This window comes from Pseudomonas lactucae (assembly GCF_016937615.1).
Lineage (GTDB): Bacteria > Pseudomonadota > Gammaproteobacteria > Pseudomonadales > Pseudomonadaceae > Aquipseudomonas > Aquipseudomonas lactucae.
The window spans coordinates 1-26711 of sequence record NZ_JAFHKI010000144.1 but is presented as its reverse complement, the minus strand read 5'-3'; the positions used below and the strand labels follow the sequence as shown (position 1 = coordinate 26711).

Here is a 26711-nt window from a genome sequence, read left to right as displayed (position 1 = left end):
CCCCGATGAGGGAGTGTCAGCGCATGCATCAATGACTGGCCCACCGCAATCGGGGGCAAGCCCCTCCCACATTGGTCCTGCGGTGTTGTCGTTGAATCGCTCCATCCATCGAGAAATTGTTTCAAAACTTGACGGCACAACCACCCTCCATCATATTGATAGTTAGCAAACTAACTGTATGCGAACTATCCCGTGCCTCAATCCCTCGAACAACTCCAGATGAACCTCAGCAGCAGCATGGTGGTGGGCGCCCGTCACTGGCGCAAAATCTGCCAGAGCACGCTGGTGAGCTACGGTATTTCCGAAGCCTGCGCCGTGCCGCTGTTGATGATCGGCCGCTTGGGCGACGGTGTGCACCAGGTGAAAGTGGCCCAGGCCTCCGGCATGGAAAGCCCGTCGCTGGTGCGTCTGCTCGACCAGTTGTGCAGTGGCGGTTACGTGTGCCGTACCGAAGACATCCACGACCGTCGCGCCAAGGCGTTGAGCCTCACCGAGCGTGGCCGTGAGCTGGTGCAGGCGGTGGAAGCGCAACTGGTGCGCCTGCGCCGTGAAGTGCTGGCGGACATTGCACCCGCCGATATGGAAGCCGCGCTGCGCGTACTGCGTGCTTTTGAGGCGGCGACGCTGTGAGCGGATTCTTCAGTGGTTTTCCGCCGGCCCGCGATTGGTTCTATGGGGTGCGGACCTTCGCAGCGTCGATGATTGCGTTGTACATCGCCATGCTCATGCAAATGCCGCGTCCGTATTGGGCGATGGCCACGGTGTACATCGTTTCCAGCCCGTTTGTAGGACCGACCAGCTCCAAGGCGTTGTACCGCGCCATCGGCACCTTGATGGGCGCGGCGGCGGCGGTGTTTTTTGTGCCGCTGTTCGTGCAGTCGCCGTACATTCTGGTGGTGGTGATTGCGTTGTGGACGGGCACGTTGCTGTTTCTGTCCATGCACCTGCGCACCGCCAACAACTACGCGTTGATGCTGGCCGGCTACACCTTGCCGCTGATCGCCCTGCCGGTGGTGGATAACCCCCTGGCGGTGTGGGACGTGGCCGAAGCGCGCACCGAAGAAATCTTCCTCGGCATCGCGGTCGCCGCCGTGGTGGGCGCGATGTTCTGGCCACGGCGCCTGATGCCGGTGTTCGATGGCTCGGTGGCCAAGTGGTTCGCCGATGCGCAGGTCTACAGCCAACGCTTTCTGACGCGCAACGTGGAGCCTGAAGAAGTCAGCGCTTTACGTAGCGGCATGGTCGCTACCTTCAATACCCTCGAATTGATGATCGGCCAGTTGCCCCACGAAGGCGCGCGGCCGCAGACGGTGCGTAACACCAAGGAACTGCGCGGGCGCATGATCCATCTGCTGCCGGTGGTGGATGCCCTTGACGATGCGCTGTACGCCATCGAACACCGCGCGCCGCAGTTTCTCGAGCGCCTCACGCCGCTCCTGGACGCCACCCGCCAATGGTTGGAAGACACCCGGCAAAGCGCGCCCCTGGACCGCTGGCGCGCCCTGCGCGACCAGGTCGACGCCCAACAACCCCAAGGCGATGCGCTGGACGACCGCCACACTTTGCTGTTTTCCAACGCGCTGTACCGACTGGGCGAGTGGATCGACCTGTGGCAAGACTGCCGCAGCCTGCAAGCCGCCATTCAGTGCGAAAGCCAGGACACCTGGCGCGCCGTGTACCGCCACTGGCGCCTGGGCCGGCTCACGCCGTTCCTCGACCGTGGCCTGATGTTCTACTCGGCGTTTTCCACCGTCAGCGCGATCATCGTCGCCTCGGTACTGTGGATTCTGCTGGGCTGGACCGACGGCGGCAGCGCCGTGATCCTGGCGGCGGTGGCGTGCAGCTTCTTCGCCTCGATGGACGACCCGGCGCCGCAGATCTATCGGTTCTTTTTCTGGACCGCCATGTCGGTGCTGTTCGCCAGCCTGTACCTGTTCCTGGTCCTGCCCAACCTGCACGATTTCCCGATGCTGGTGCTGGCGTTCGCGGTGCCGTTTATCTGCATCGGCACCCTCACCGTGCAGCCGCGATTTTACTTGGGCATGTTGCTGACGCTGGTGAACACCTCGTCTTTCATCAGCATCCAGGGTGCCTATGATGCCGACTTTCTGAACTTCGCCAACGTCAACCTGGCCGGCCGGTGGGTTTGCTGTTTGCCTTTGTGTGGACCCTGGTCGCGCGGCCTTTCGGCGCGGAACTGGCGGCCAAGCGCCTGACCCGTTTCAGCTGGCGCGACATCGTCGGCCTCACCGAACCCGCGACCCTGGCCGAACACCGGCACATGGCCGTGCAAATGCTCGACCGTCTTATGCAGCACCTGCCGCGCCTGGCCCTCACCGGCCAGGACACCGGCATCGCCCTGCGCGATTTGCGCGTGGCCCTGAACCTGCTCGACCTGCTGGCCTACTCGCCGCGCATCCTCGGCGTGCCACGGGTGTTGCTCAACCAAGTGGTCGAGGGCGTCGGCGCTTACTTCAAGGCGTGCCTCAAGGCGGGTGAACGCTTGCCCGCGCCAAGCGGTCTGCTGATGACCCTCGACCGCACGCGCCGCGCGCTCAACGGCCAGGGCCTGCAAGACGAAGACGACACCCGCCTGCACCTGCTGCATGCGTTGGCGGGCCTGCGCCTGGCGTTGTTGCCTGGCGTCGAATTTATTGACGGCACACAGATGCAAGCGCCGCTGCCCGATGGAGCGCCTTTATGATCGGTGATCTGGATATCAGTGGGGTGTTCCTGCCCACGTTGCTGGTGCTGATGGGCATTACGTATGGGTTGTTTCTGGTGGTGCACGGGCTGTTGACGCGCATGCACTTCTATCGCCTGGTCTGGCACCGGGCATTGTTCAATGTGGGGCTCTACGCGCTGTTGCTGGGCGCGGTGGACTCACTCAGTCGATATTTGATGACATGAAAAAACCTTTTTTGACCATCGGCCGTGTGGTCCTGACGCTGTTGATCGTGAGCTTCGCGGTCGTCGTGGTGTGGCGCATGGTCATGTACTACATGTTTGCCCCCTGGACCCGCGACGGGCACATCCGTGCCGATATCGTGCAGATCGCCCCGGACGTGTCCGGGTTGATCCAGCGCGTGGACGTGCACGACAACCAATTGGTAAGCAAGGGCCAGGTGCTGTTTGCCGTCGACCAGGACCGCTTCAAGTTGGCCCTGCGCCAGGCCCAGGCCGCCGTGGCCGACCGCCAGGAAACCCTGGCCCAGGCCCAGCGCGAGTACAAGCGTAACCGTGGCCTGGGCAACCTGGTGCCGAGCGAGCAACTGGAAGAAAGCCAGTCCCGCGTGGCCCGCGCTCAATCGGCGTTGGCCGAAGCGCAGGTGACGGTGGACTCGGCCCAACTCAACCTCGACCGCTCGGTGATCCGTAGCCCCGTGGACGGTTACGTCAATGACCGCGCGCCGCGTACCCAGGAGTTCGTCACCGCCGGGCACCCGGTGTTGTCGGTGGTGGACAGCAACTCGTTCCACATCGACGGCTACTTCGAGGAGACCAAACTCGACGGCATCCGCGTCGGCATGGGCGTGGATATCCGCGTGATCGGCGACAACGCGCGCCTGCACGGTCATGTGCAAAGCATCGTCGCCGGTATCGAAGACCGTGACCGCAGCAGCGGTTCCAACCTGTTGCCCAACGTCAACCCGGCGTTCAGCTGGGTGCGCCTGGCCCAGCGGATTCCGGTGCGCATTGCCTTCGACGAGGTGCCGGCGGACTTCGCATGATTGCCGGGCGTACGGCCACCGTGTCGATCATTGGCGACAAACCCCGTGACGGAGCCCAGCCATGAAGCAGCTGTTGGCCAGCGCTGCGCTGGGTTTGCTGCTGTCGGCCTGCCAAGCGGTAGGGCCGGATTACCAGATGCCGGATACAGCCGCGGTCAACCGTGTCGACCTGCAAGGGCCATTGCCGTTGGACGGTAAAAATGAGGTGTCGGCGCCGGTCCCCGCCGATTGGTGGAAGCTCTACCAAGACCCGCGCCTGGATGAACTGGTGCGCCAGGCCATGGCCTCCAACACCGACCTGCGCGTGGCCGCCGCCAATTTGCAGCGGGCGCGTTTCCAGACGCAACAAGCCGAGTCCGCCGGTGGCTGGAGCGCCGGGGCCAAGGCCGAAGCGCAGCGCCTGCAGGAGTCCGGCGAAGCGTTTTTGCTGGCGGACAAAGTGCCGGTGGATAACATCGGTAGCCTGGGCATCACCACCTCGTACCAATTTGACCTGTTCGGCACCCTGCAACGCGGCATCGAAAGCGCCCAGGCCAGCGCCGATGCGGCCCAGGCCGCCGCCGATATCGCGCGCATTACCCTGGTCGCCGATGTGGTGCGTTCCTACACCCAGGTGTGCGCCGCCAACGAAGAACTGGCGATTGCCAACCAGTCCCTAGAGCTGCAAGCCCAGAGCACTCGCCTGACCCAACGCCTGCGCGACGCCGGCCGTGGCGATGAAACCCAGGTCACCCGTTCGCAAACCCAATACAAATCCCTGCGCGCCGACATGCCGCGCTACGCAGCGGCGCGCCAGGCCGGGCTGTTCCGCCTGTCGATGCTGCTGGCCAAGCCGGTCGATCAATTGCCGGCGGCACCGGCAACTGCGCCGAGCTGCCGCACATCGCCCAGTTGCTGCCGGTGGGCGACGGTGCCGCGCTGCTCAAGCGCCGCCCCGACGTGCGCCAGGCCGAACGCCAATTGGCCGCCGCCACTGCGCGTATCGGCGTGGCCACCGGCGCGCTGTACCCCGATATCGCCATCGGTGCCACCGTGGGCACCGTTGGCCTGCTCGACAACCTCGGCCAGCCGGCCACCAACCGCTGGGGCTTCGGCCCGATGATCAGCTGGACCGTGCCGACCAACGGCGCCCGCGCGCGCATCCACGAAGCCGAAGCCGCGACCCAGGGCGCCCTGGCGCATTTTGACGGCGTGGTGCTCAACGCCATCCGCGAAACCCAGACCGGCCTGGCGCAATACACCGCCATGTTGCAACGCCGCGATGCGCTGGCCGACGCCGAGCAATCGGCGCGGCAAGCCGCGGACCAGACCCACCGGTTCTTCCAGGCCGGCCGCGAGTCGTTCCTCGCCGACCTGCAGGCCACCCGTACCTACACGGCGATGCGCGCGCAATTGGCGGCGGCGAACACCCAGGTTGCCATGAGCCAGATCGATCTGTTCCTGGCCCTGGGCGGCGGTTGGGAAAGCGGACGAACGCACGGTTCTGCAGCCAGCAAACCCTGAGCCAATGGCTATGCTTTGACAGGTGGGCCCGGTGATGGCCTGCCTGACACTGCTCGCGTTTGCTCATGGGGATTCCAATAATGAAAAACCCTTATGCTCCCGCTTTCTGGTGCGTGCTCTTCGCACTGGTGCTGTTATCGGCCGCGTATTTCTATGGCGTCATGCTTGCCCATCAACTCGACAAGGCCATGGTGTTTCTCGACAGCGCCTGCCTGGTGATCGGCACCTTGTCCATCGGCGTCGTCGCCTGGGCCTCCTACCAGAATCAACGGGTCAAGAAAAAACTCCTCGAACAAGGCAAGACCCGCGTGGCGATCTGGGACACCAAGGTTGCCCTGCGCCGAGTCGAAACCGTGTTTGATCGGTATTTCTGGGGCAGCTACTGGCAGCCGGGGCGCACCTTCCAGGAAGTCATGGGCGACCTCACGGGCACGCCGCTGGAAAAAAGCCTCGAAGTCCTGAAAAAGCAGTGCGTCGTGCTCGACAAGCAGGTCGCCGACGGTCGGCATTGGCTCAATAATGCGCGTGAATTGTCCGACGTCGCCACGCAAATGGCCCGCGAGCGCTACCAGCTGGATTTCTGCGACCCCAAGGCCGATACGCCCGGCAATGCGGTGATACACCGCGAATTTGAGGTGCTGGTGTACACCTGGACGGCGCGTTTGAAGAGTTTCGATCACCAACTTGACGAGATCGAGATGGAATATTCGTGAACTAGTCGTGCACTGATCCCTCTGAAAGGCTGGGCCGTTTGTGGCCGCCAGTGCTAATCTTCCCCCCGCTTTTCGGCGGGCTTGAGCCAACCTCATCCGGGGTTCAAGGAAGACAGCCCACTCCTCACAGGATTTGATCAGGTCACTTCATGAATAAGCCAGCAGTCGTTCTTTTGGGTTTTGTGGTCGCCGTTGGCGTCGTCAGTGCAGGCGGCGCCTGGTACACCGGTAAACAACTGGAGCCGGTGCTGCAAACCGCGATCCAGAACGCCAACAAGGAACTGCAGACCTCCATGGCCGGGGTCAATGGCACGCTGAGCCTGGAACTGGTTTCCCTGGACCGTGGCGTGTTCAGCAGCACCGCTCACTACCGCCTGAAGGGCCAGGGCTCAGTGTTCGGCGCGGAAAACCCCAACCCCGAATTGCTTTTCGTCGACCATATCGAGCACGGCCCGCTGCCGGTCTCGCGCCTGGTCACGCTCAAATGGCTGCCGGTCATGGCTACCAGTCACTATGCGCTGGAAAAGAACCCCACCACCGAAAAGTGGTTCGCCGCCGCCAAGGACGTGTCGCCGCTCAAGGGCGTGGCCAACATCGGCTATACCCGTTCGGTCAGCGGCAACATCGAGTTGCTGCCGCTGGAGTTCAAGGATGACAAGTCGTCGGTAAGCTTCTCCGGCGCCAACATGAACTTCGACGGCACCGCCGAAGGCCAGAAGGTCAAGGCCGATGGCTTCATGAACAGCCTCAAGGTCGCCGCCGTGGATGCCAACGGCGAAGCCTTCGAAGCCGAGCTGGCGGGCCTGACCATCGCCAGCAACCTGGAAAAATCCACCTTCGGTTTTTACACCGGGCAGAACACCATTGAGCTGAGCGACAGCAAGTTCACCTTCGGCCCGCAGAAAGCCGTGCTGAGCTTCAAAGGCTTTGAGCAGAAAGACTCCAGCGAAACCAAGGACAACAACCTGGCCGGCCGCGTCGACTACAAAATCGACGAGATCGGTTACCAGGGCAAACCTGTGGGTTCGGCCGCCATGGCCTTGAGCATGAAGAACATCGACATTCCGGCGATGCTGGTGCTGACCAAGCTGTACCAGGACAAGATGCAGCCGGTGCAAGCCGCCGCCGCCGCGGGCGAACCAGCACCGGAGCTGCAACTGACCGACGCCGAGCAAGCCCTGGCCGAAGCCAACGTCAACCAGGTACTGGCCGCCAAGCCGCACCTGGCCCTGGAAAACCTGTCGCTGAAAACCACCCACGGCGAAAGCAAATTCAACCTGCTGGTGGACTTGGCCAAGCCGGCCTCCATGGAGCTGCCGCCGGTTGAACTGGGCAAGCAAATGGTGTCGCTGCTCGACGCCAACCTGAGCCTGTCCAAGCCGATGATCGCCGACGTATCCGCCCTGCAGGCGCAGTTGGGTGGCGTGACCGACCCTAAAGCCATCGAGCAGCAGTCCCAGATGGCGGCCGAAATGGTCAGCGGCATGGCGGTCGGCACTCAGCTGGCAACTCTGGTGGGCAGCGATGTGGTGTCCAAGCTGCACTACACCAACAATGAAGTAACCTTCAACGGCCAGAAGATGACCGTTGAGCAGTTCATTGGCTTTGTCATGGGCAAAGTCGGTGCGATGAGCGGCGGGCAGTAACAGCTCAACATCCGGCCTCCTAGTAAGGCCGCTTGAAATGCAGTCAAAATGTGGGAGGGGCAAGCCCCTCCCACATTTGTTTTTGCGTAGCGCAAAAAAGCGGTCAGCCAATTCTGAACAATTGTTCTGATTTGAATTTCTTCTTACTTTCCTGAGAGATAGTTCGCACAGGAAAGCTAGGCCGGGTCATTAGACGCCGGCACCCTGAGCGCTTCGCTCAGGATCACCTATCGTTACAGCTTTCCGTGTGTAAGGAAGCTCACGATATGTTGCGAAACCTACCACTCAGTGCATCAGGCCGGTTGCGACTGCTCGTCGGGGCCGCTTTATGCAGCCAACTGCTGATACCCACCTTCGCCATGGCCGACCCGGCCTACGACGCCCTGATCATTCAGGCGCGCAACGGCAACTTCACGCCCGCGCTTACCCAATTGCGCCAGCTGTCGGCCGAACGCCAGACGCCAGGCCAGATCAGCGATCACCTGGTGATCGCCGGTTGGGCCGGCCAGAACGCTGAAGTGCTGAAGGTGTACGAAGCCCAGGGTAAAAATCGCAACCTCAGCACCCAGGCGCTCGCCACCGTGGCGCGTACCTATCGCAACCAGAAGCAGTGGGCCGAGGCCGAAGCGGTGTATCGCCAGGCACTGCTGCGCGAACCGAACAACACCGACCTGCAACTGGGCCTGGCCCTGACCCAGGCCGACGGCGGCAAGGCTACCGAGGCGGTGCAACGCACCCGCGCGCTGGTGGCCGCCAAGCCGGACGACCCCAACCGGCGCATGGCCCTGGGCTACGCACTGACCCGCGCCGGTTTGAACTACGACGCGCTGTTTGAATTCGACCAGGCGTTTATCCGCGCCGGCGACAAGCCCGAGGTCGCTCGCGAATACATCATCGCGCTGCAAAAGGCCCGTCTGCCGGAAGCGGCATTGCGCCTGTCGGCCAAGCATCCCGGCCTGCTGGACCCGGTCACCCAGCGCCGCCTGGAAGGTGACCTCGCCGCTGAACGCGTGCGCATGGCCGAATTCGCCACGCGCAGCGAACAGGAGCGCTACGTTATCGCCGATCGAGCGCTCCAGGACTACGACACGCTGCTCGCCCGCTGGACCCCCGACGCCACCGCCCAGGATGACGTGGTGCGCTGGCGCATCGACCGCCTGGGCGCGCTCAAGGCCCGCGCACGTACCGCCGACGTGATCCGCGAGTACGAAATTCTAAAGGGTGAAGGCGTGCAATTGCCGACTTACGCCGTGCGCTGGGTGGCCGCTTCGTACCTCGACCAACGCCAGCCGGAAAAAGCCGAGCCGTTGTATCGCCAGGCGCTGAGCGCCGCCGACGCCGAACCGGATGATCGGGTCGAAGACACCACCGCGCTGTTCTACGCCTTGCAGGAAAGCGATAAAGGCGAGGAGGCCAATGAGGTCGCCAAGGGCCTCGCCAACAGCCAGAACCCTCGCGTCGAACTCAAGGGCCTGCCTATCGGCAACCCCAACGATGCGTGGATGGACGCGCAACAACTGTCGGCCCAGGCCGGCGTTTCCGGCGGCGACCTGCCGGGCAGCGAAGCCAGCCTGGAAGCGCTGGTGGCCAAGGCCCCGGGTAACGTCAGCCTGCGCCTGGCCCAGGCCGACATGTACCGCGCCCGCGACCTGCCCCGGCGCGCCGAGGGCGTGCTGAAAGAAACCGAATCCCAGGTGCCGCGCGACATCGCTCTGGAGATCAGCCAGGCCTACACCGCCATGGACCTGCAAGAGTGGCGGCAAATGGATGTACTGACCGACGATGTGGTCGCCCGCAACCCGGACAGCCGCCAGGTGCAGCGCCTCAAGCGTCTGCGCGATGTGCACGACATGGCCGAACTGCGCGTCGAGGCCTACACCGGTAAAAGCTACGGCGGCGGCAGTGACAACGATGCCGGTGCGGTTGCCGGCAGCCGTGACTGGGGCATCGAAAGCGTGATCTACACGCCGCCCATCGATGAAGACTGGCGCCTGTTCGCCGGTGCCGGTTATGCCACCGCCGACTTCTCCGAAGGCACCGGCCAGCACCGCTGGCAGCGCGTGGGTGTGGAACGGCGCACACGCGACATGACCCTGGAAGCCGAAGTGTCCAACCATTCCTATGGCCATGGTTCCAAACAAGGCGCCAGCGTGTCGATTGCCCGCGACATCAATGACAACTGGCAATACGGCGGCAGCCTCGGCTACCTGCTCAGCACCACGCCGTTGCGCGCATTGAATGCCGACATCACCGCCAACGGCGGCAGCGGTTTCATCCGTTGGCGCGCCAATGAAAGCCGCGAGTGGAAGCTGACCCTCAGCCCATCCCACTTCAGCGACGGCAACGACCGGTTCGAAGCGTTGCTCACCGGCCGCCAAGGCATTTACAGCTCGCCGAAGGTACAAGTCGACCTTGGCCTTGAAGTCGGTGCCAGCCGCAACAGCAAGGAAGACACGGTGTACTTCAACCCCAAGTCTGACCTGACCGTGTTGCCCACCGTCACCGTCAATCATGTGCTCTACCACCGCTACGAGACCCAGTGGAGCCAACAGTTCCAGCTCGGCGCGGGCACCTACAGCCAAAAGGATTACTCCACGGGCGGCATGGCTCTGGTGGGTTATGGCCAACGCTTTCGCTGGAACGACGTGCTGGACGTCGGCGCGAATCTGAGCCTGATCAGCCGACCTTACGACGGCGATCGCGAACGCGATCTGCGCCTGCTCGTCGACCTCACTTACCGTTTCTAAAAGAGCCTGACCATGACCTTCCTCAGCCGTTGCTTGTTGGTTCTGGGTGTATTGCTGGCCAGTGCCTGCGCCCAGCAACCCGCCCCTTTCACTCCACCCGCCGAGCGGCCGACACCGGCCAACGAACAGGTGTGGCCGAAGAACCATTTCCTGGGCATTGCCTACCACGACGTGTCGGACCGCGACCCCGACCAGGCCGTGGTGGCGGTGCGCACCGAACGTTTGATCGAACAGCTGGCCTGGCTGCGCGAGAACGGCTACCAGGCCGTCAGCGTTGACCAGATCCTGGCCGCGCGCCGTGGCGGCCCCGCACTGCCGCCCAAAGCCGTCATGCTCAGCTTCGACGACGGCTATTCGAGCTTCTACACCCGTGTGATGCCGATCCTGCGCGCCTACCGCTGGCCGGCCCTGCTGGCGCCGGTGGGCAGTTGGATCGATACGCCGCTCAACCAGCCCGTGGATTTTGCCGGTACACCACGGCCACGCGGTGACTTCCTGACCTGGCAGCAGATTCGCGAAGTGTCGCAGTCGGGCCTGGTGGAAATCGCCGCGCACACCGATGCCAATCACAAAGGCATCCTGGCCAACCCCCAGGGCAACCTGGAGCCGGCGGCGACAACCCGGCGGTTTGATCCGGCAACCCAGCGCTACGAAAGCGAAGCGCAGTTCCAGGCGCGCATGCGCACTGACGTGGTCGCGATCTCCGACAAAATCCGGGCTGTCACCGGCAAGGCGCCTCGTGTATGGGTATGGCCGTACGGCGCGGCCGACGGCACCTCGCTGGCGGTGGTCGGAGCGCAGGGTTACGAAATGGCCCTGACCCTTGAAGACGGCCTCGATGACCTTGGCAACCTGATGAGCAGCCCGCGCTTTCTGGTCGCCTCCGACCCGGATGGCGAGCACTTCGCCAACAGCATTGTCGCCGTGCAGGCCAAAGCGCCGTTGCGGGTGTTGCATGTCGACCTGGATAACGTCTATGACCCCGACGCGGCTCAACAGGCGCGCAACCTCGACCAGTTGGTGCAGCGGGTGGTGGACATGGGCGCCGGTACGGTGTTCCTGCAAGCCTTCGCCGACCCCAAGGGCGACGGCCTGGTGCATTCCCTGTATTTCCCCAACCGCCACCTGCCGATGCGGGCCGACCTGTTCAACCGCGTCGCCTGGCAACTGCGCACCCGCGCCCATGCCAGCGTATACGCCTGGATGCCGGTGCTCAGCTTTGCCCTCGACCCCAAGCTGGCCCGCGTGACGCGGTGGGACCCCAAGACCGGTGCCATCGGCCTGGACCCCGACCAGTACCAGCGCCTGTCGCCGTTTGATCCCAAGGTGCGGCAGATCATCGGCGAGATCTATGAAGACCTGGCACGCGTAGGGCCCATCGACGGCATCCTTTACCACGATGATGCGGTGTTCAACGATTTCGAAGACGCCAGCCCCGCCGCGCTGAAAACCTATGCCGCCAATGGCTTGCCCGACACCATTGCGGCGCTGCGCGCGGACCCGGCGGTGATGCAACGCTGGACGCGTTTCAAGAGCCGTTACCTGATCGACTTCACCCACGAGTTGACCGCCAAGGTCCGCGCCATCCGCGGCCCGCAGGTGCTGACCGCACGCAATATCTTTGCCGAGCCGATGCTCAACCCGCAGAGCGAAACCTGGTTCGCGCAGAACCTCGATGACTTCCTCCAGGCCTACGACTGGACCGCGCCGATGGCCATGCCGTTGATGGAAGGCCAGGAGGTAAAAACCTCCAATGCCTGGCTGGAAAAACTAGTGGCCACGGTCAAGGCACGGGGCGCGCTCGAACGCACGGTGTTTGAACTGCAAGCCAAGGATTGGCGCACCAAAGCCGCGCCTGACATCAGCGCTGAACAATTGGCCGAATGGATGGGCGTACTCAAGCGCCAGGGCGTCACCAGCTTCGGCTATTACCCGGACAACTTCCTGGAAAACTCTCCGGACCTGAAGACTGTGCGTCCGGCCCTTTCCAACCAATGGAACCCTTGACCATGTTTGACAGAATCCTGGCTTTATTCGTGTTGGCATTGGTATTGGGTGTGCCCCTGGGCCTGATCTTCCTGGTCACCGGGCAGTTCCTGATGGACTTCGTGTTTTTCTATCCGCTGTTCATGTCGGCGCTGTGGATCGCCGGCGGCCTGTACTTCTGGCTGCACTGGGAGCGCCACTGGCCCTGGGCGGAAGACACCCCGGCGCCGACGCTGGCCGGCAACCCGCTGATCTCGATCATCATCCCTTGCTACAACGAAGGGGATAACGTGGCCGACACCATCGCGGCCGCCTTGGGCCAGGTGTACCCGAACATCGAAGTGATCGCGGTCAACGACGGCTCCAAGGACAACACCGCCGCGGCACTCGATGCCCTGGCGCTGGAGCACCCCCGCCTGCGCGTGCTGCACCTGGCGCAGAACCAGGGCAAGGCCGTGGCCCTGCGCATGGGCGCCGTGGCCGCGCGCAGCGAATACCTGGTGTGCATCGACGGCGATGCGTTGCTCGACAAGAACGCGGCGGCCTATCTGGTCGCGCCGATGCTCGACAACCCACGCCTGGGCGCCGTGACCGGCAACCCCCGCATCCGCACACGTTCGACCCTGATCGGCCGCGTGCAGGTGGGCGAGTTCTCCTCGATCATCGGCTTGATCAAGCGGACGCAGCGCGTGTTCGGGCGGATCTTCACGGTATCCGGTGTGGTGGTGGCGTTCCGTAAAAAGGCGCTGGACCGCATCGATTACTGGAGCACCGACATGATCACCGAGGACATCGATGTCAGTTGGAAGCTGCAGTTGGACCACTGGAGCATCTTCTACGAGCCGCGCGCGCTGTGCTGGATCCTGATGCCCGAAACCGTCGGCGGTCTGTGGAAGCAGCGCCTGCGCTGGGCCCAGGGCGGCGCCGAAGTGCTGTTCAAGAACATCCGCGGCATCTGGCAATGGCGTCACCGCTACCTGTGGCCGCTGCTGTTCGAATACTGCCTGTCCACCGGTTGGGCCTTCACCTTCATGCTGTCGGTGATCTTCTGGGGCGTGGGCAAATTCGTGGTGCTGCCGCCGGCGATTGCCGTGGACTCCCTGATGCCGCCGGCCTTTACCGGGTTGGTGCTGGCCATGGTGTGTCTGGTGCAGTTCGCGGTGAGCATCATGATTGACCGTCGCTACGAAAAAGACCTGTGGAAAACCCTGTTCTGGACCGTGTGGTACCCGATGGTGTTCTGGCTGGTGAGCCTGTTTACCACCCTGGTCAGCTTTCCGAAGGTGTTGTTCAACCAGCATCAGAAGCGCGCGCGCTGGGTCAGCCCGGATCGCGGTATCAAGCCCGTTGAAGAGGAGGCGTGATCATGAAACTGGTCAGAACTCGCCAAAGTACGCTGATGTGGATCATCGATGTGCTGTTGACCCTGATGGCTTGGGCCGGATTGATCTGGCTGCTGGCGCGTGGGATCACCTCGATGCTGGAGACCCACGGTGGCCCGCGCATCGAGGCGCCGATCTTCGCGGCGCTCAACACCTTGCAGATCTACTTGTGGATTGCGCTGTTCAACGCGGTGATCCTGGTGACCTGGGCGCGCTACCAGCAACGCAAGGGGCGCAAATTCGCCCAACGGCGCGCCGAGGCCAAGGCCCTCAGCGACCAGAACCTGAACGAGAGTTTCAGGCTGGCTGAAGGCGACCTGGAGCAACTGCGCCGGCCGGGGGTGTTGGTAATCCATAACGACGAAGACGGCGGCGTGTCGCAAGTCAAAGCCCATGTCTCCCGTGATGTGGAAAAGCCAGGCTTGAGCCTGGTGCCTGATAAAAAAGACGTCAGCTAAGGTTGTAAACCCAATCCAATGTGGGAGGGGGCTTGCTCCCGATAGCGGTGAATCAGTCACGTAGATATCTACTGACCCACCACTATCGGGAGCAAGCCCCCTCTCACATTTTGGTTCTCCACTCACCCTTCAAGATGAATGTCGACAAGTGGGATCCAATTCACAAAAGCGTCGCGAACTTTTCTGTCTTTCCCGGTACTAACCTATCTCGGAAGCAACTTGATGGCTAAATAATGGCTATCCCAAGTTCTCCGACGAATCGCTATCAAAAGAGTTGCCGCCTGTCGGAATAATACTTCGAGTATCGGGCTGACCGTCTTTTTGATAATTATTTGTTGTTAGTAATCAACGGGTTGCGTGAGTAACAAGTACGAACGTGCAACTAGCCCCGCTTCTTGGGTTGGGCGCAAGTTCAATGTTAGTTTCGCGGCCCTTGATTTTCGACGGACCGAATATGTCTTTTTTATTGCCACGGACTCGGTATTTGCTCTGCACGTTGCTGCTCGCTTACATGGGCGCAAACAGTGCCATGGCTGCCCCCACGCCCGGGGATCAGGACCTGATCCGCGACCGCCAGAACCGCCTGCTCGAAGAGCAGCAGCGGCGCCTGCAGGAACTTAAGGATCTGCCCGGCAAAGCGGCCAAGCCCGAGGCCCCGGCCACGCCGGCGGACACCCGCTGCTTCCCCATCCAGGACATCGAGCTCAAGGGCGCCGACAGCCTGTCCGCCACCGACCGCGCGCGCCTGCTCAAACCCTATGTCGGCCAGTGCCTGGGCGTGGCGCAGCTCAATGAACTGCTCAAGGTCATCACCGACTACTACATCGCCAAGGGCCGCGTCACCAGCCGCGCCTACCTGCCGCAACAGGACCTGTCCAGCGGTCACCTGCAGGTGCTGGTGGTCGAAGGCAAGCTCGAAGCGTTGAAAAGTGCCGAGGGCAGCAGCGTGACCGACCGCGAACTGGCCATGGCCTTTCCCGGCAAGGTCGGGGAGGCGCTCAACCTGCGCGAAATCGAGCAACTGGTGGACCAGCTCAACCGCCTGCCCTCCAAGCAGGCGCAAATGGAACTGATGCCCGGCACCCAGATTGGCGGCAGTGAAGTCGTGGTCAAGAACGTGCCGCAAAAACCCTGGCGCGCCAGCCTGTCGCGCAACAACGACGGCCAGAAAAGCACCGGTGAACAGCAGTGGGGCGCGGGCCTGGAATGGGACAGCCCGCTGGGGCTGGGCGACCAACTGATGCTGCGCGGCGGCCACGACGCTGTCAGCGACCACCAGAAAACCTCGCAAAACAGCATGCTGTATTACAACGTGCCGTGGGGCTGGTGGAACTTCAGCTACACCTACAACGAAAGCGATTACCGCACGTACGGCCAGACCGACAGCTCCAAATTCAAGCTCAATGGTGACAACGAGAACCACCAACTGCGCGCCGAGCGGGTCATCCACCGCGACGACGTCAGCAAGACCTCGGTCAACGTCGGCCTGTCGCACCTGCGCACCAACAACTACGTGCTCGACGTACGCACCGAGCCCAGCAGCAACCGCCTCAGCGAACTGCAACTGGGCATCAACCACGGGCGACGCATCGGCAATGCCTTCGTCAACCTTGACCTGGGCATGCAAAACGGCATCGGCTTGCTCGACGCCCAATCCCAGGACGAGCGTGACTCGCTGGGTCGTCGGCAGCCCAACTCGCGCTACCGCAAGTACACCGCCACGGTCAGCTACCTGCAGCCATTCAGCCTGTGGGGCGAGTCGTTCAGCTTCAGCAGCCTGGCGACCGGCCAACGCAGTGAAGACGTCCTGTTCAGCCCACAGCGCATGAGCCTGGGTGGCTCGGCCTCGGTGCGTGGGTTCAAGGACCAGCAACTGACCGGCGACAGCGGCGGCTACTGGCGCAACGAAGTGCGCTGGGCGCGCCCGGTGACCCTCGACTGGATGCGCCCGGCGTTCGCCGAATACGGCGCCAGTGTCGGCTACGACCAGGGCGTGATTACTAACGATCGCTACAACGCCAACGTCCATGGTCGAGTATCCAGCAACTCCCTGGAACTGTTCGCCCGGGGCAAACATGTCAGCACCAGCGTGACCTTTGCCCATTCGCTGGAAAGACCCAGCGTGTTGACAGAGCGCGAAGCGCCGATCTACTTCCGCATGGATTTCTTCCTGTAATTCAACGCTGCGCCGTAACGAGAATCTGAAAATGGATGTTCGCCAATTTGCCTTCCTGGTCCGCCAACCTTCTGCTGCCCTGAAGCCGCGAAACTCGTTCTTTGGTCTGCCCAAGCGCGGCCTGGCGTTGATTCTGGTCAACGCGCTGTTCTGGCAGCCGCTGCTGGCCCAGGCCGAAGGCATCGTGGTCAGCGCGCCGGGCACCACCGTCGGCGCGGCGGGCAATGGCGTACCCGTGGTGAACATCGCCACGCCCAACGGCGCAGGCGTGTCCCATAACCAGTTCTCGGACTACAACGTCGGCCCCAACGGCGTGATCCTCAACAACGCCAACGGCGCCGTGACCAACACCCAGCTTGGCGGCTACATCGTCGGCAACCCGAACCTCAAGGGCGGCGCCGCGAACGTCATCCTCAACGAAGTCACCGGCGCCAACCCCAGCCAGTTGCGCGGTTACACCGAAGTGGCGGGGCAGTCGGCCAAGGTCATTGTCGCCAACCCGTACGGCATCACCTGCAGCGGTTGCGGCTTTATCAACACCCCCAACGTCACCCTCACCACCGGCAAACCGGTGCTCGACGCGGCCGGCCAACTCAAGAGCTACCAGGTCGATGGCGGCGCCGTGACCATCGACGGCCAGGGCCTCAACGCCAGCGACGTCGACCGTTTCGAAATCATCACCCGCTCGGCCAAGATCAACGCGCAGATCAACGCACGCCAGCTCACCGTGATTGCCGGTCGCAATGACGTGGATGCACAAACTCTGAACGCCACCGCACGCGCCGACGACGGCAGTGCCAAACCTGAGCTGGCCATCGACTCCAGCGCCCTGGGCGGCATGTATGCCGGCGCGATCAAACTGGTCGGCACCGAAGCCGGTGTGGGCGTGAAGCTCGACGGCACGCTCGCGGCCAGTGGCGGCGATATTCAACTGGATGCCAATGGGCGCCTGAGCATGGCGCAGGCGGCGGCCACCGCCGGCAACATCCGGGTCACCGCGCAGAACGTCAACCTCACCGACAAGGTCTACGCCGCCGGCAACGTCCAGGTCACCAGTGCCCAGGCGCTGGTCAACCAAAAAAGCGTGGCGGCCGGCCAACGCATCGAACTCAACGCGGCCAACATCACCAACCCCGGCATCGTCGAAGCCGGCGTTGCGCCCGACAACACCCGCAACACCACCGGTGACCTGGTGGTGAACGCGCAAACCGTCACCACCAGCGGCAACCTGCTGGCCAGCCGCGCACTGGCGATCACCGCCGCGCAAGCGCTGACCAACCAGGGTGCGATCATCCAGGCCAAAACCGTCGACGTCAGCAGCGCCAAACTGACCAACCAGGGCGCTACCGCACGCCTGTTCGGCGAACAGAGCCTGGCGATCAATTCGCCGGCCATCGTCAACCTCGGCGGCCTGATTCGTTTTGGTGACGGCCAGGCCGCAAGCCTCAACAGCGCCTCGCTGGATAACCGCCAAGGCCGCATCGAAATGGCCGGCGGCAGCCTGGTGCTCACCAGTGCCGACCTGAACAACAGCGGCGGGCAAATCATCGCCAACACCCTGACCGTGAACGCGGGCAGTCTCAACAACCAGAACGGCGTAGTGGTCGCTGGCGCTACCACGGTGAACGCCGCCTCGCTGGATAACAGCCTCAAGGGCTTGATCCAGGCCGACGCCGGCGCGCTCACCCTCAATGTCACCAACGCCTTCAATAACAGCCAAGGGTTTGCCCAGCCAGCACCGACCTGAACCTCACCGCCGCAGCCTCAGCAGTAACGCAGGCGGTGTGCTGAGCGCCGACACCGGCAAGCTCACCCTCGTGACCGCGCAACAGCTCAATAACGCACAGGGCCGTTTGCAGGCCGGGCAAGGCAATATCGAACTGCATGCCGCGAGCCTGGATAACCAGAGCGGCGTGATCGTTGGCAAGCAACTGTTGCTCGACGTCGCTGGTGGCGATATCGACAACCGCGCCGGGCGCGTAGTGGGCGACCAGCTCGACGTGCGCGCTTCCGGTCTCGACAACCGTAATGCCGGCCTGTTGGCCGGCGGCGTCCAGGGCGTGAGCCTGCTGCTCAAGGGCCCGGGCCAGTTGCTCAATGCCCAAGGCCGCATCCAGAGCGAAGGCCTGCTGCAACTGCGCGGTGAGCGCCTCGACAACAGCGCCGGCATCCTGCTTGGCCAAACGGTCGACGTGACGGCGCAGAGCTTCAACAACAGCGCCAAGGGCGCATTGGTCAGCGATGGCGGCGACGTCACCCTCAACGTCAGCGACCTGCTGACCAACGTTGGCGGCGTGATCGATGCCGGCGAGCGAAGCGTCCTGGTCAAGGCCCTTACCACCCTCAACAACGCCGGCGGCACTCTGCGCGGGATTCGCCTGGATATCGCCGCCCAGCACCTGAACAACAACGACGGCGGCCAACTGCTGGCCGGCACCGGGGGCTTGAGCTACAGCGGCCAGGACCTGAGCAACCGCAAGGGCCTGATCCTCAGCGGCGGCGCCCTCACCCAGTTGACCACCGGCAGCCTCGATAACCAGGGCGGCACCGTGCAGGGCGACAACCTGACCGTCACCGCCGACAAGGTCGACAACGGCAGCGACGGCCTGATGGCGAGCCTGATCGGCAATCTGCAACTGACGGTCGAAACCCTGGCCAACCGTGGCGGCAAACTGTTCGGCAAAGAACAAGTCACCGTCAGCGGCGCCACCCTCGACAACAGCGCGGGCGGCCAGATCAGCGGCAACCTGCTCACCCTCACCTCACGCGACACCCTGACCAACCGTGGCGGCCTGATCGAGGCCAACCAGGGCCTGACCGTCAACGGCGGCAACCTCGACAACAGCGCGAGTGGTCAACTGCGCGCCTTGAACGGCGTCACCAGCAGCCTCAACCTCAGCGGCGCCGTCAATAACCAGAACGGCATTCTCGAATTCGGCAGCCAAGGCTTCAGCCTCGACGCCGCCAGCCTGAACAACCAGGCCGGTCTGTTGCAGCACGCCGGCAGCGGCCTGTTCCGCATCAATACCGCCAGCCTCACCGGCAGCCAGGGCACCATCAACGGCATGGGCACCGCCGACTGGGCGTTCGGCAAAGTTGATGGCCTGGGCCGTGTGCAACTCAACGAAGTCCTCACCTACAAAAGCGCCCAGGGCCTGAGCCTCAAGGCCGGCGACCGCATGGCCAGCGGCAAGGGCCTGATCCTCGACGTGGCCAGCCTCGACAACGGCGGCGAACTGCTCAGCGACGGTGACCTGAGCATCACCACCGGCGACATGACCAACAGCGGCCGCGTATCGGCCCTGCAAACACTCACCGTGACAGCCAATAACCTGAGCCAGAACGGCGGCCGCCTAGCGGGTACCAACACCCGTCTGAGCCTGACCGGCACCCTCGACAGTCTCGGTTTCCTCACCGCGCGTCAGCAGCTGGATATCGCGGCGGCGCAGATCAATAACCGTGGCACCTTGGGCGCCCAGGGCGCGGTGAACCTCACCGCCGTGAATGGCATCACCAACGCCGCCGATTCGCTGCTGTTCAGCGGTGGCGACATGACCTTGCGCGGCAATGGTTTCAGCAACTTGTATGGCGATGTCTACAGCAAGGGCAACTTGAGCTTCGCCGCACGCGATGGCGGGCGTGCTGTGCTGTTCAGCAACCGCTCCGGCACCGTGGAAAGCGAAGGCTCGATCGGTATCAATGCAGGCTTTATCGAAAACGCCAAGGATGAATTCGAACTCGGACAGACGCTGACCACCGGCAGCTTGAGTTGGATCTGTCACCAGCACTGCGGTGAGAAAGACAACTGGGAGAAAGGCGACATCACCATCTACGAGACGTACCTTGAGGCGGCGACCAAGGATTCGGTAGCGGCGCGCCTGGTAGCGGGCAAAAACATGCTGCTGCAAGGCGACAATGTACAGAACCGCTACAGCCTGATGGCTGCCAATGGCGACCTGAGTATCACCGCCGATGACCTGCTGAACCAGGGTGCCGCGACGCGCACAGGGCAGCGTAAGCTTGTCGTCGCCACGCCAGGTCACGTTTCTGATGATTTGTTTGAACGCATGCAATATGTCGACGTTCCCGCTTTCAATGCGGCCACGGCGGCTGGTCATTTCGATAAGGCGCGCTTCGAAGAACTGAAAAACCGCTCACCCAATATCTGGCCTTTCGCCCACTCAAGCGACGTCACCACCTGGACCGACAACGGCGGTCCCGGCTACAACGCCACGATGCAAGCCGGTGGCACCGTCAACCTCAACGTCACCCGTACTCTGCAAAACGGCACACTGCATAACAACACCCTGGCCCAGTTGACCGGCACCCTTGGCGATGACCAGACCGGCATCCCCGTCGGTGGCATCAACATCAATCTGAGCAAACACGCCAACGACCCGAGCGCCCAGGCGCCCGGCAGCGTATTGCCTGTGGCCGGCGTTGCACCTGGCGGCGGCTTCGTGCCCGTGGACTACACCGGCACCGCCTTCGCCCCGGTCGACCCCACCACCGCGCCCAACTTCCAGTTGCCCAAGGGCGAGTATGGCCTGTTCGTTAAAAATCCTGACCCGACCAGCCACTACCTGATCGAGACCAACCCCGAGTTCGCCTCCCTCACGGGCTTCTTCAGCTCCGACTACATGCTCGGCAAACTCGGCTTCACCAGCGATAACGCCTGGCGCCGCCTCGGCGATGGCCAATACGAAACCCGCCTGATCCGCGACGCCGTGCTCGCCCAAACCGGCCAACGCTTCCTCGCCGGCGGCCTGACCAGCGACGCCGACCAGTTTCGCTACCTGATGGACAACGCCCTCGCCAGCAAAGACGCCCTGCGCCTGAGCCTCGGCGTAACCCTCACCAGTCAGCAAGTCGGCGCCCTGACCCACGACATCGTGTGGATGGAAAACCGCGTGGTCGACGGCCAAACCGTCCTCGTGCCGGTGCTCTACCTGGCCCAGGCCGAATCCCGCAACGTGCGCGGCAACAGCCTGATCCAGGGCCGCGACCTCAACCTGTTCACCGGCGGCGACCTGATCAACGTCGGCACCCTGCGCGCCAGCAACAACCTTTCCGCCGTCAGCAACGCCAGCATCTACAACGGTGGCCTGGCCGAGGCCGGCAACAACCTGAGCCTGCTGGCCCAGGACAGCATCCGCAACGCCATGGCCGGCGAAATTCGCGGCAAGCAAGTCAGCCTTGCGGCCCTCAGAGGCGACATCACCAACGACAACACCGCCATCCAGGTGCGCGACGGCGCGGGCATGCGCACCCTCACCGACACCAGCGCCGGCACCATCGTCGCGCGCGAAAACCTCGCGATGGACGCCGGGCGTGACATGACCAGCCGCGGCACCCTCACCGCCGGCAACGACGCCAACTTAACTGCCGGGCGCGACCTCAACCTCATCGCCGCCAGCGACACCAGCGTCAAGCACGAAACCCGTGATCGCGGCGAAAAATCCAGCATCACCACCGACGTCAAAAACCGCGCCGCCACCGTCACCGCCGGCGGCAACCTGAACATGAAGGCCGGGCAGGACATCAACATCATCGGTAGCAATGCCACCGCCGGCAAAGACTTCAACGTCGACGCCGGGCGTGACTTCAACGTGGCGTCGGTCAGCGATGTGCACAACGTCGAGGGCAAGGAAAAACACGGCAAGAAACGCATCAAGACCGCAGATGAGCAAACCACCCAAGTGGCGAGCGTGCTGACGGCGGGTGGGAATTTCACCAGCCAGGCCGGGCGTGACACCACGATCGTGGCGAGCCGGATCAGTGCGGGGAATGAGGCTTATCTGTATAGCGGGGATAAGTTGAGTTTGTTGGCGGCGCAGAACAGCACGCATACCTTGTATGACATGAAGGAGAACGGAGGCTGGGGCGCGAAAAAAGCCAAGCGCGACGAAGTCACCCAGACCACCAACGTCGGCACCGAAATCAAAACCGCCGGCAACCTGACGCTGGTCAGCAACGGCGACCAGCGTTACCAGGTCGCCAAACTCATTAGCGGCAACGACCTGATTCTGAAAAGCGGCGGGGCCATCACCTTCGAAGGCGTGAAGGACTATCACGACGAGAGCCATACCAAGAGCAAGAGCAACATGGCTTGGTTCTCGATGAAGGGCAAAGGCAAGACCGATGAAACCTTGCGTCAGAGTGAGCTGGTAGCACAGGGTCAAACCGTCATCCAGGCCGTCAACGGCTTGAAAATCGACATCAAGCAAGTCGACCAGCAAACCGTCAGCCAGACCATCGACGCGATGGTCAAGGCCGACCCGCAATTGGCTTGGATCAAAGAGGCCGAAAAGCGCGGGGATGTGGATTGGCGGCAGGTTAAAGAGCTGCACGACTCGTTCAAATACAGCAATTCGGGCCTGGGTGCCGGCGCGCAAATTATCATAGCGATCATTGTTACCTACTTCACGATGGGGGCTGCCAGCGGCGCAATCGCCGCCGCTGGAACGGGTACGTCGATGGCTGGGGCCACGGCTGCTGCCACCGCCACGTCTGCCGCAGGCTGGGCAAATGCTGCCGGCAGCGTCGTGCTTGGCGGCATGGCCAGTAATGGTGCAATCAGCACGATCAATAACCGTGGCAATTTGAGCGCAGTGTTTAAGGACGTAACTTCCAGCGACGCGATGCGAGGCTATGTAGTATCGGGCGTTACTGCGGGGTTAACCGCGGGGTTCTACGACGACTGGACCAGCACTCAGACAGGCACTACTACTGCGCTGCCTAACTCGGGTGTAGTGACATCTGCTAGCCCATTGAGTACCTGGCAAGGTATTGGTCAATTTGCTGCGAATCAGGTTCTGCAAAACGGCACATCAGCCATTCTGACTAAAGCGCTGGGAGGAGAGGCCAGCCTTGGGGATGCATTGCAAAGCAGCCTTGCCAATGCATTTGCTGCCTATGGCTTCAACATGATTGGTGACGTCTCCAAGAATCGGTTCGCCGACGGCGGTATCACCAAGATTGGGCTGCATGCGTTGATGGGCGGGCTGGCAGCTGAAGCCGCTGGCGGCGATTTCCGTACTGGTGCGTTGGCAGCAGGTGTGAACGAAGCCCTGGTAGACAGCCTCGCCAAACAGTACGCCAGCATGCCGGAGGATAAGAGAAAAGGTTTGCTGGTGATGAGCTCGCAGTTGATTGGTGTGCTTGCGGCGTCGGTGGACAGTGATGCTGACGGTGAGAGTTTGCAGACCGGGGCTTGGGTTGCGAGCAACGCGACACAGTACAACTTCCTGAACCATTCGGATGTAGTTGAGTTAGAGGCGGCAGAAAAAGATTGCCACCCAAATGGAACCTGTGACCAAGTCAAAAAAGAGTTCGATGCTCGTAGTGCTGCGAACCTGGCCCGATTGGATAATTGCGAAGCGACGCACAACTGCGCGCAAATTCGCGCCGAGCTTGATGAGGGTTCTAAAGCGATCGTTGCATCGGTAGAAAGAACTGAGACACTTAACCCTGGCGGATCAAGTAATGACTTGGTGGCTAGCTATCGAACTGTCAATGAACAGGAATGGACTAAGGCAGGCCAGCTGCACCTTAATCAAATCGCTAATTTATGGGTAAATGGTGATCCTACATGGATGAAGGAAGGTTCCCTTTACCTCGATCAAACAGGATTCAACCCGTTCGGAATCAACGTAGTTCCTGGCATGCTTCCCGGCGGTGGTGCTGGAAGCGTCGGACCAGTAGGGACAAAGCCGGTTAATTTGCCAAAAGATCCCGTTGTTGAGACGGCAACTCCTAAGTGGGATACGCCTCAATCACGTGTAGATGGGGAGTTCGGTCAAACGGGCGGGGGCGGCATTACCAGCAAGCCACCAGTGCAAGCAGTTCCTAACCTTACGGAGCGTGGTACGCTCACTAATGTCTATCCTTCAGATCCGGCGATTGCACAACGGCCAGTGAGAACTCTTGTTCAGGACGAATCAGGCCGATATTGGCTGCAAGGGCAAGGTGGCGGGAAAATCACCCCTTCAGGCTCTTACGATTTTGTCACTTTGCCGGATGGAACTATCAAGGTGAGTCGACCAAATGTGAATGAGCAGTTTTCAACCCATCTAGGACTTAGCGGGGGTGGAGAAGTTAAATATGCAGGCTCTATACGCTTTGGTAATAATGACGGTCCAGAACGAGGAAAAATAACAAGATGGGATAATAGTTCCGGCCATTATCAGCCCCCTGCTACCTTAAAAGCTAACTCTGGGTTGCCGGAAAACTCATTTAATCCACGGAGATAGTTTGGTATGGATTCAAGATTGATATCACTCTGTAAAGAGTTGGCGAAAATGACTTCTGATCAGGCGGCAGCTTGGCTTTTGAACCGGTACCCTCTTACTTCTGATAATTGGGGTGAGGCTTTATTGCTTCTACCTCACCGATCTTGGAAAAAACCGGAGCAGAAACGTTTGGCGGACTACTACTTTAAAAAAATTCCGTTCTCTAGCGCTAGAGGTTATCAGGCGTTCGCGTCAATTATGTCAGTTAAATTAATGGTTGCTTGCATTAGCGATGCATTACCCAAGGATCCAAGTAGGATCGAGTTAGTGCTTTATCATCTTATTCCTGTACTTAAGCGTTCTGCAAAGAATGACGTAGATCGAAAAATTGTTGAGAATTTTATCTCGGACTTTTCAATGGCCGTGCTAAAACATAATTGATGTCCAAAGGACCAAGCGGGACGACAGGGGGAAAGGGAACATTAAATAAGTTTTAGGTTAAATAAATCTGTCTCCTTTGTTGTTACCTTTGTTTGCAAATCGAGAATCACGTTTGGAAATAAATGGGACGGATTTATTTGGTTGATTTATTTGGTTGTACTGCTCACGCACAAAGCGGGCGACACAACGGCCGCCCGGTTTTCTACTCAGTTCGGATCAGCCTTAAGCCTACGACTGATAACATCCAGCAAATCACACCCATCGCGCAGCGGAATGGCCAGCAAATGGGCGAAGTCTGAAAGCACTACGGCATCGCTGCTGAGCTGTTCTCGGAAGGCTAGGTTTTCTAGCAACTGGGTGACGACCTGAATACGGTGCACGGCGGCGTCGTGAAGGACGTCGAGGGGCGCCTGGGTGTCGATGAGCAGGGCGGGGATGGTGCAATCGTGGCCGGTCATGGGCATGTATCGATTCATAGTTAACACTCTGTTTTGGTGGTCGAGGCCACCACGCAATCGTCGCCAAACGAATGGGTGGCAGCTGTACGCAGGTTGGCGAACCGGCAACAGAGTAAACCGGCAGACCCGAAGGTCTCCCGCGCACAGCCGCCATAACAAGCACAGCTTTGCGGGTGCAAAAACACCTGCATGAAAGCGGATTGCTTTTGCACTCTGTTGTCAGGTCGCCAAACCTGATCGCCATAGGGACGACGGCCGGACTATAAGCCCCGCACCCAAAACCGCGCAAGGTATCAGAGTGATGGCACAATGCCTCATGTTCTGCCATCCCTTGCCGAAACACTGGCGATGCCCAAACGCGTCACCAAAATACCCCGGCCTTCGCCGGTGTTTTCAAACCGCTGCACCGCTACCCACAAGGAAGAAATACATGATCAAGTTGTTCTGCAAAGCCGCTGTTGTTCTGTCCCTGGCCACGCTGTTTGGCTGTTCTTCGACGCCGTCGGTGGAGAAGATGCAGGCTGACGTGGCGAGCTATTCGTTGCCCAAGGCAGCCGTGGCCGATAAGGGCCTGGTTTACGTCGTTCGTCCTAGCAACGTTGGGATGCTGGTACGGTTCAACGTGTTCCTGGATGACAAGGAAGCCAACTCGGAGATGGGTTACAACCGCGGTAACCAGTACATCTATTTTTTCGTGACGCCGGGCAAGCACGTGATCAGCTCCAAGGCTGAAAACTGGGCGGACATGCCAATCGACGTCAAGGCCGGTCAGGTGGTTTACCTCAAGCAGGAAGTCGAAATGGGTTTCGCCGTGGCGCGCAACAGCCTCAAAATGCTGAGCGATCTGGAAGGCCGTTATCTGGTCAAGGATGCTTCTCTGGGCACCATTGCCAAAGAAAGCAAATGAGTTAACCCCTTGGGTGCCGGCCGGGCCGAGGCTCTGCCGGCAGTTGCTGTTCAACTGCAAACATTAAAGGACTGATGTGAAAAATCTCCTCTTCATCCTCCTCACCACCCTCATCCTCGGCGGTTGCGTCAGCCACCCCCTGACGCCCGAAAACCGCGCGCAGATCAAGACCGTCAAAGTCCTGCCCGTGAAGTGGGAAAAGAACATGGTGTACTTCGGCCGTGAGCAAGCCTGGGGCGCGGCCCTGGGGGCTGGGCTTGGCGCGGGCGTCGGCGTGGCCAGCGGCGCCTCCAAAGTCGGCACCGCGGCGTTGAGCGCGCGGGTTCGCGGCC

The 26711-nt window shown here is 61.5% G+C and carries 12 protein-coding genes and 5 pseudogenes; 16 read left to right on the top strand and 1 reads right to left on the bottom strand.

Features of this window, described 5'->3' with window-relative positions:
- Positions 1-219 precede the first annotated feature (219 nt).
- From JWR98_RS23770 to JWR98_RS23705, 14 genes and pseudogenes are all read left to right on the top strand, one after another.
- Complete coding sequence (locus JWR98_RS23770; protein WP_078731009.1) at positions 220-630, top strand: MarR family winged helix-turn-helix transcriptional regulator; 411 nt, start codon at positions 220-222, stop codon at positions 628-630.
- Positions 627-2704, top strand: a pseudogene (locus JWR98_RS23765) (FUSC family protein). The gene JWR98_RS23770 and the pseudogene JWR98_RS23765 overlap by 4 nt, the downstream one beginning before the upstream one ends.
- A complete protein-coding gene (locus JWR98_RS23760; protein ID WP_003170885.1) occupies positions 2701-2910 on the top strand; it encodes a DUF1656 domain-containing protein in 210 nt (69 codons plus the stop codon). Before JWR98_RS23765 ends, JWR98_RS23760 begins: the two are co-directional and overlap by 4 nt.
- Positions 2907-3796, top strand: a pseudogene (locus JWR98_RS23755) (efflux RND transporter periplasmic adaptor subunit). Before JWR98_RS23760 ends, JWR98_RS23755 begins: the two are co-directional and overlap by 4 nt.
- Positions 3793-5234: pseudogene (locus JWR98_RS23750) on the top strand (efflux transporter outer membrane subunit). The pseudogenes JWR98_RS23755 and JWR98_RS23750 overlap by 4 nt, the downstream one beginning before the upstream one ends.
- Positions 5235-5314: 80 nt before the next feature.
- Positions 5315-5947, top strand: coding sequence for an NADH:ubiquinone oxidoreductase subunit N (locus JWR98_RS23745; protein WP_078731013.1), 633 nt, complete (start codon positions 5315-5317; stop codon positions 5945-5947).
- A 149-nt stretch (positions 5948-6096) separates the two neighbouring features.
- The gene (locus JWR98_RS23740; RefSeq protein WP_205491358.1) at positions 6097-7593 is read left to right on the top strand and encodes a YdgA family protein; all 1497 of its coding nucleotides are present in this window, start codon (positions 6097-6099) and stop codon (positions 7591-7593) included.
- Positions 7594-7859: 266 nt separating this feature from the next.
- Positions 7860-10340 (top strand): poly-beta-1,6 N-acetyl-D-glucosamine export porin PgaA, encoded by a 2481-nt coding sequence (pgaA, locus tag JWR98_RS23735; RefSeq protein WP_205491356.1) that lies wholly within the window; start codon positions 7860-7862, stop codon positions 10338-10340.
- A gap of 12 nt (positions 10341-10352) precedes the next feature.
- Positions 10353-12347, top strand: a complete 1995-nt coding sequence (gene pgaB, locus JWR98_RS23730; protein WP_003170893.1) for a poly-beta-1,6-N-acetyl-D-glucosamine N-deacetylase PgaB — start codon at positions 10353-10355, stop codon at positions 12345-12347.
- Positions 12348-12349: 2 nt separating this feature from the next.
- Positions 12350-13690: a poly-beta-1,6-N-acetyl-D-glucosamine synthase gene (pgaC, locus tag JWR98_RS23725; protein ID WP_003170894.1), complete on the top strand. Its 1341-nt coding sequence runs from the start codon at positions 12350-12352 to the stop codon at positions 13688-13690.
- Between the two features lie 2 nt (positions 13691-13692).
- Entirely contained in the window at positions 13693-14166 is a 474-nt protein-coding gene (gene pgaD, locus JWR98_RS23720; protein WP_003170895.1) for a poly-beta-1,6-N-acetyl-D-glucosamine biosynthesis protein PgaD, read from the top strand.
- A 454-nt stretch (positions 14167-14620) separates the two neighbouring features.
- Entirely contained in the window at positions 14621-16342 is a 1722-nt protein-coding gene (locus JWR98_RS23715; RefSeq protein WP_205491354.1) for a ShlB/FhaC/HecB family hemolysin secretion/activation protein, read from the top strand.
- Positions 16343-16373: 31 nt separating this feature from the next.
- Positions 16374-24594: pseudogene (locus tag JWR98_RS23710) on the top strand (two-partner secretion domain-containing protein).
- A 48-nt stretch (positions 24595-24642) separates the two neighbouring features.
- The gene (locus tag JWR98_RS23705; RefSeq protein ID WP_225908839.1) at positions 24643-25014 is read left to right on the top strand and encodes a hypothetical protein; all 372 of its coding nucleotides are present in this window, start codon (positions 24643-24645) and stop codon (positions 25012-25014) included.
- Positions 25015-25220: 206 nt separating this feature from the next.
- Here JWR98_RS23705 and JWR98_RS23700 read toward each other — a convergent pair whose 3' ends face one another.
- Complete coding sequence (locus JWR98_RS23700) at positions 25221-25478, bottom strand: hypothetical protein (protein ID WP_078731024.1); 258 nt, start codon at positions 25476-25478, stop codon at positions 25221-25223.
- A 508-nt stretch (positions 25479-25986) separates the two neighbouring features.
- On the opposite strand from JWR98_RS23700, the gene JWR98_RS23695 reads away from it, so the two are divergent.
- A complete protein-coding gene (locus JWR98_RS23695; protein WP_176156587.1) occupies positions 25987-26379 on the top strand; it encodes a DUF2846 domain-containing protein in 393 nt (130 codons plus the stop codon).
- Between the two features lie 76 nt (positions 26380-26455).
- A pseudogene (locus JWR98_RS23690) lies at positions 26456-26711 on the top strand (hypothetical protein); the annotation flags it as partial.

Coding starts and splice junctions, on each gene's coding strand:
- pgaB (WP_003170893.1), top strand. CDS start 10,353: ATGACCTTCCTCAGCCGTTGCTTGTTGGTTCTGGGTGTATTGCTGGCC.
- JWR98_RS23745 (WP_078731013.1), top strand. CDS start 5,315: ATGAAAAACCCTTATGCTCCCGCTTTCTGGTGCGTGCTCTTCGCACTG.
- JWR98_RS23760 (WP_003170885.1), top strand. CDS start 2,701: ATGATCGGTGATCTGGATATCAGTGGGGTGTTCCTGCCCACGTTGCTG.
- JWR98_RS23770 (WP_078731009.1), top strand. CDS start 220: ATGAACCTCAGCAGCAGCATGGTGGTGGGCGCCCGTCACTGGCGCAAA.
- pgaA (WP_205491356.1), top strand. CDS start 7,860: ATGTTGCGAAACCTACCACTCAGTGCATCAGGCCGGTTGCGACTGCTC.
- pgaD (WP_003170895.1), top strand. CDS start 13,693: ATGAAACTGGTCAGAACTCGCCAAAGTACGCTGATGTGGATCATCGAT.
- JWR98_RS23700 (WP_078731024.1), bottom strand. CDS start 25,478: ATGCCCATGACCGGCCACGATTGCACCATCCCCGCCCTGCTCATCGAC.
- pgaC (WP_003170894.1), top strand. CDS start 12,350: ATGTTTGACAGAATCCTGGCTTTATTCGTGTTGGCATTGGTATTGGGT.
- JWR98_RS23705 (WP_225908839.1), top strand. CDS start 24,643: ATGACTTCTGATCAGGCGGCAGCTTGGCTTTTGAACCGGTACCCTCTT.
- JWR98_RS23715 (WP_205491354.1), top strand. CDS start 14,621: ATGTCTTTTTTATTGCCACGGACTCGGTATTTGCTCTGCACGTTGCTG.
- JWR98_RS23695 (WP_176156587.1), top strand. CDS start 25,987: ATGCAGGCTGACGTGGCGAGCTATTCGTTGCCCAAGGCAGCCGTGGCC.
- JWR98_RS23740 (WP_205491358.1), top strand. CDS start 6,097: ATGAATAAGCCAGCAGTCGTTCTTTTGGGTTTTGTGGTCGCCGTTGGC.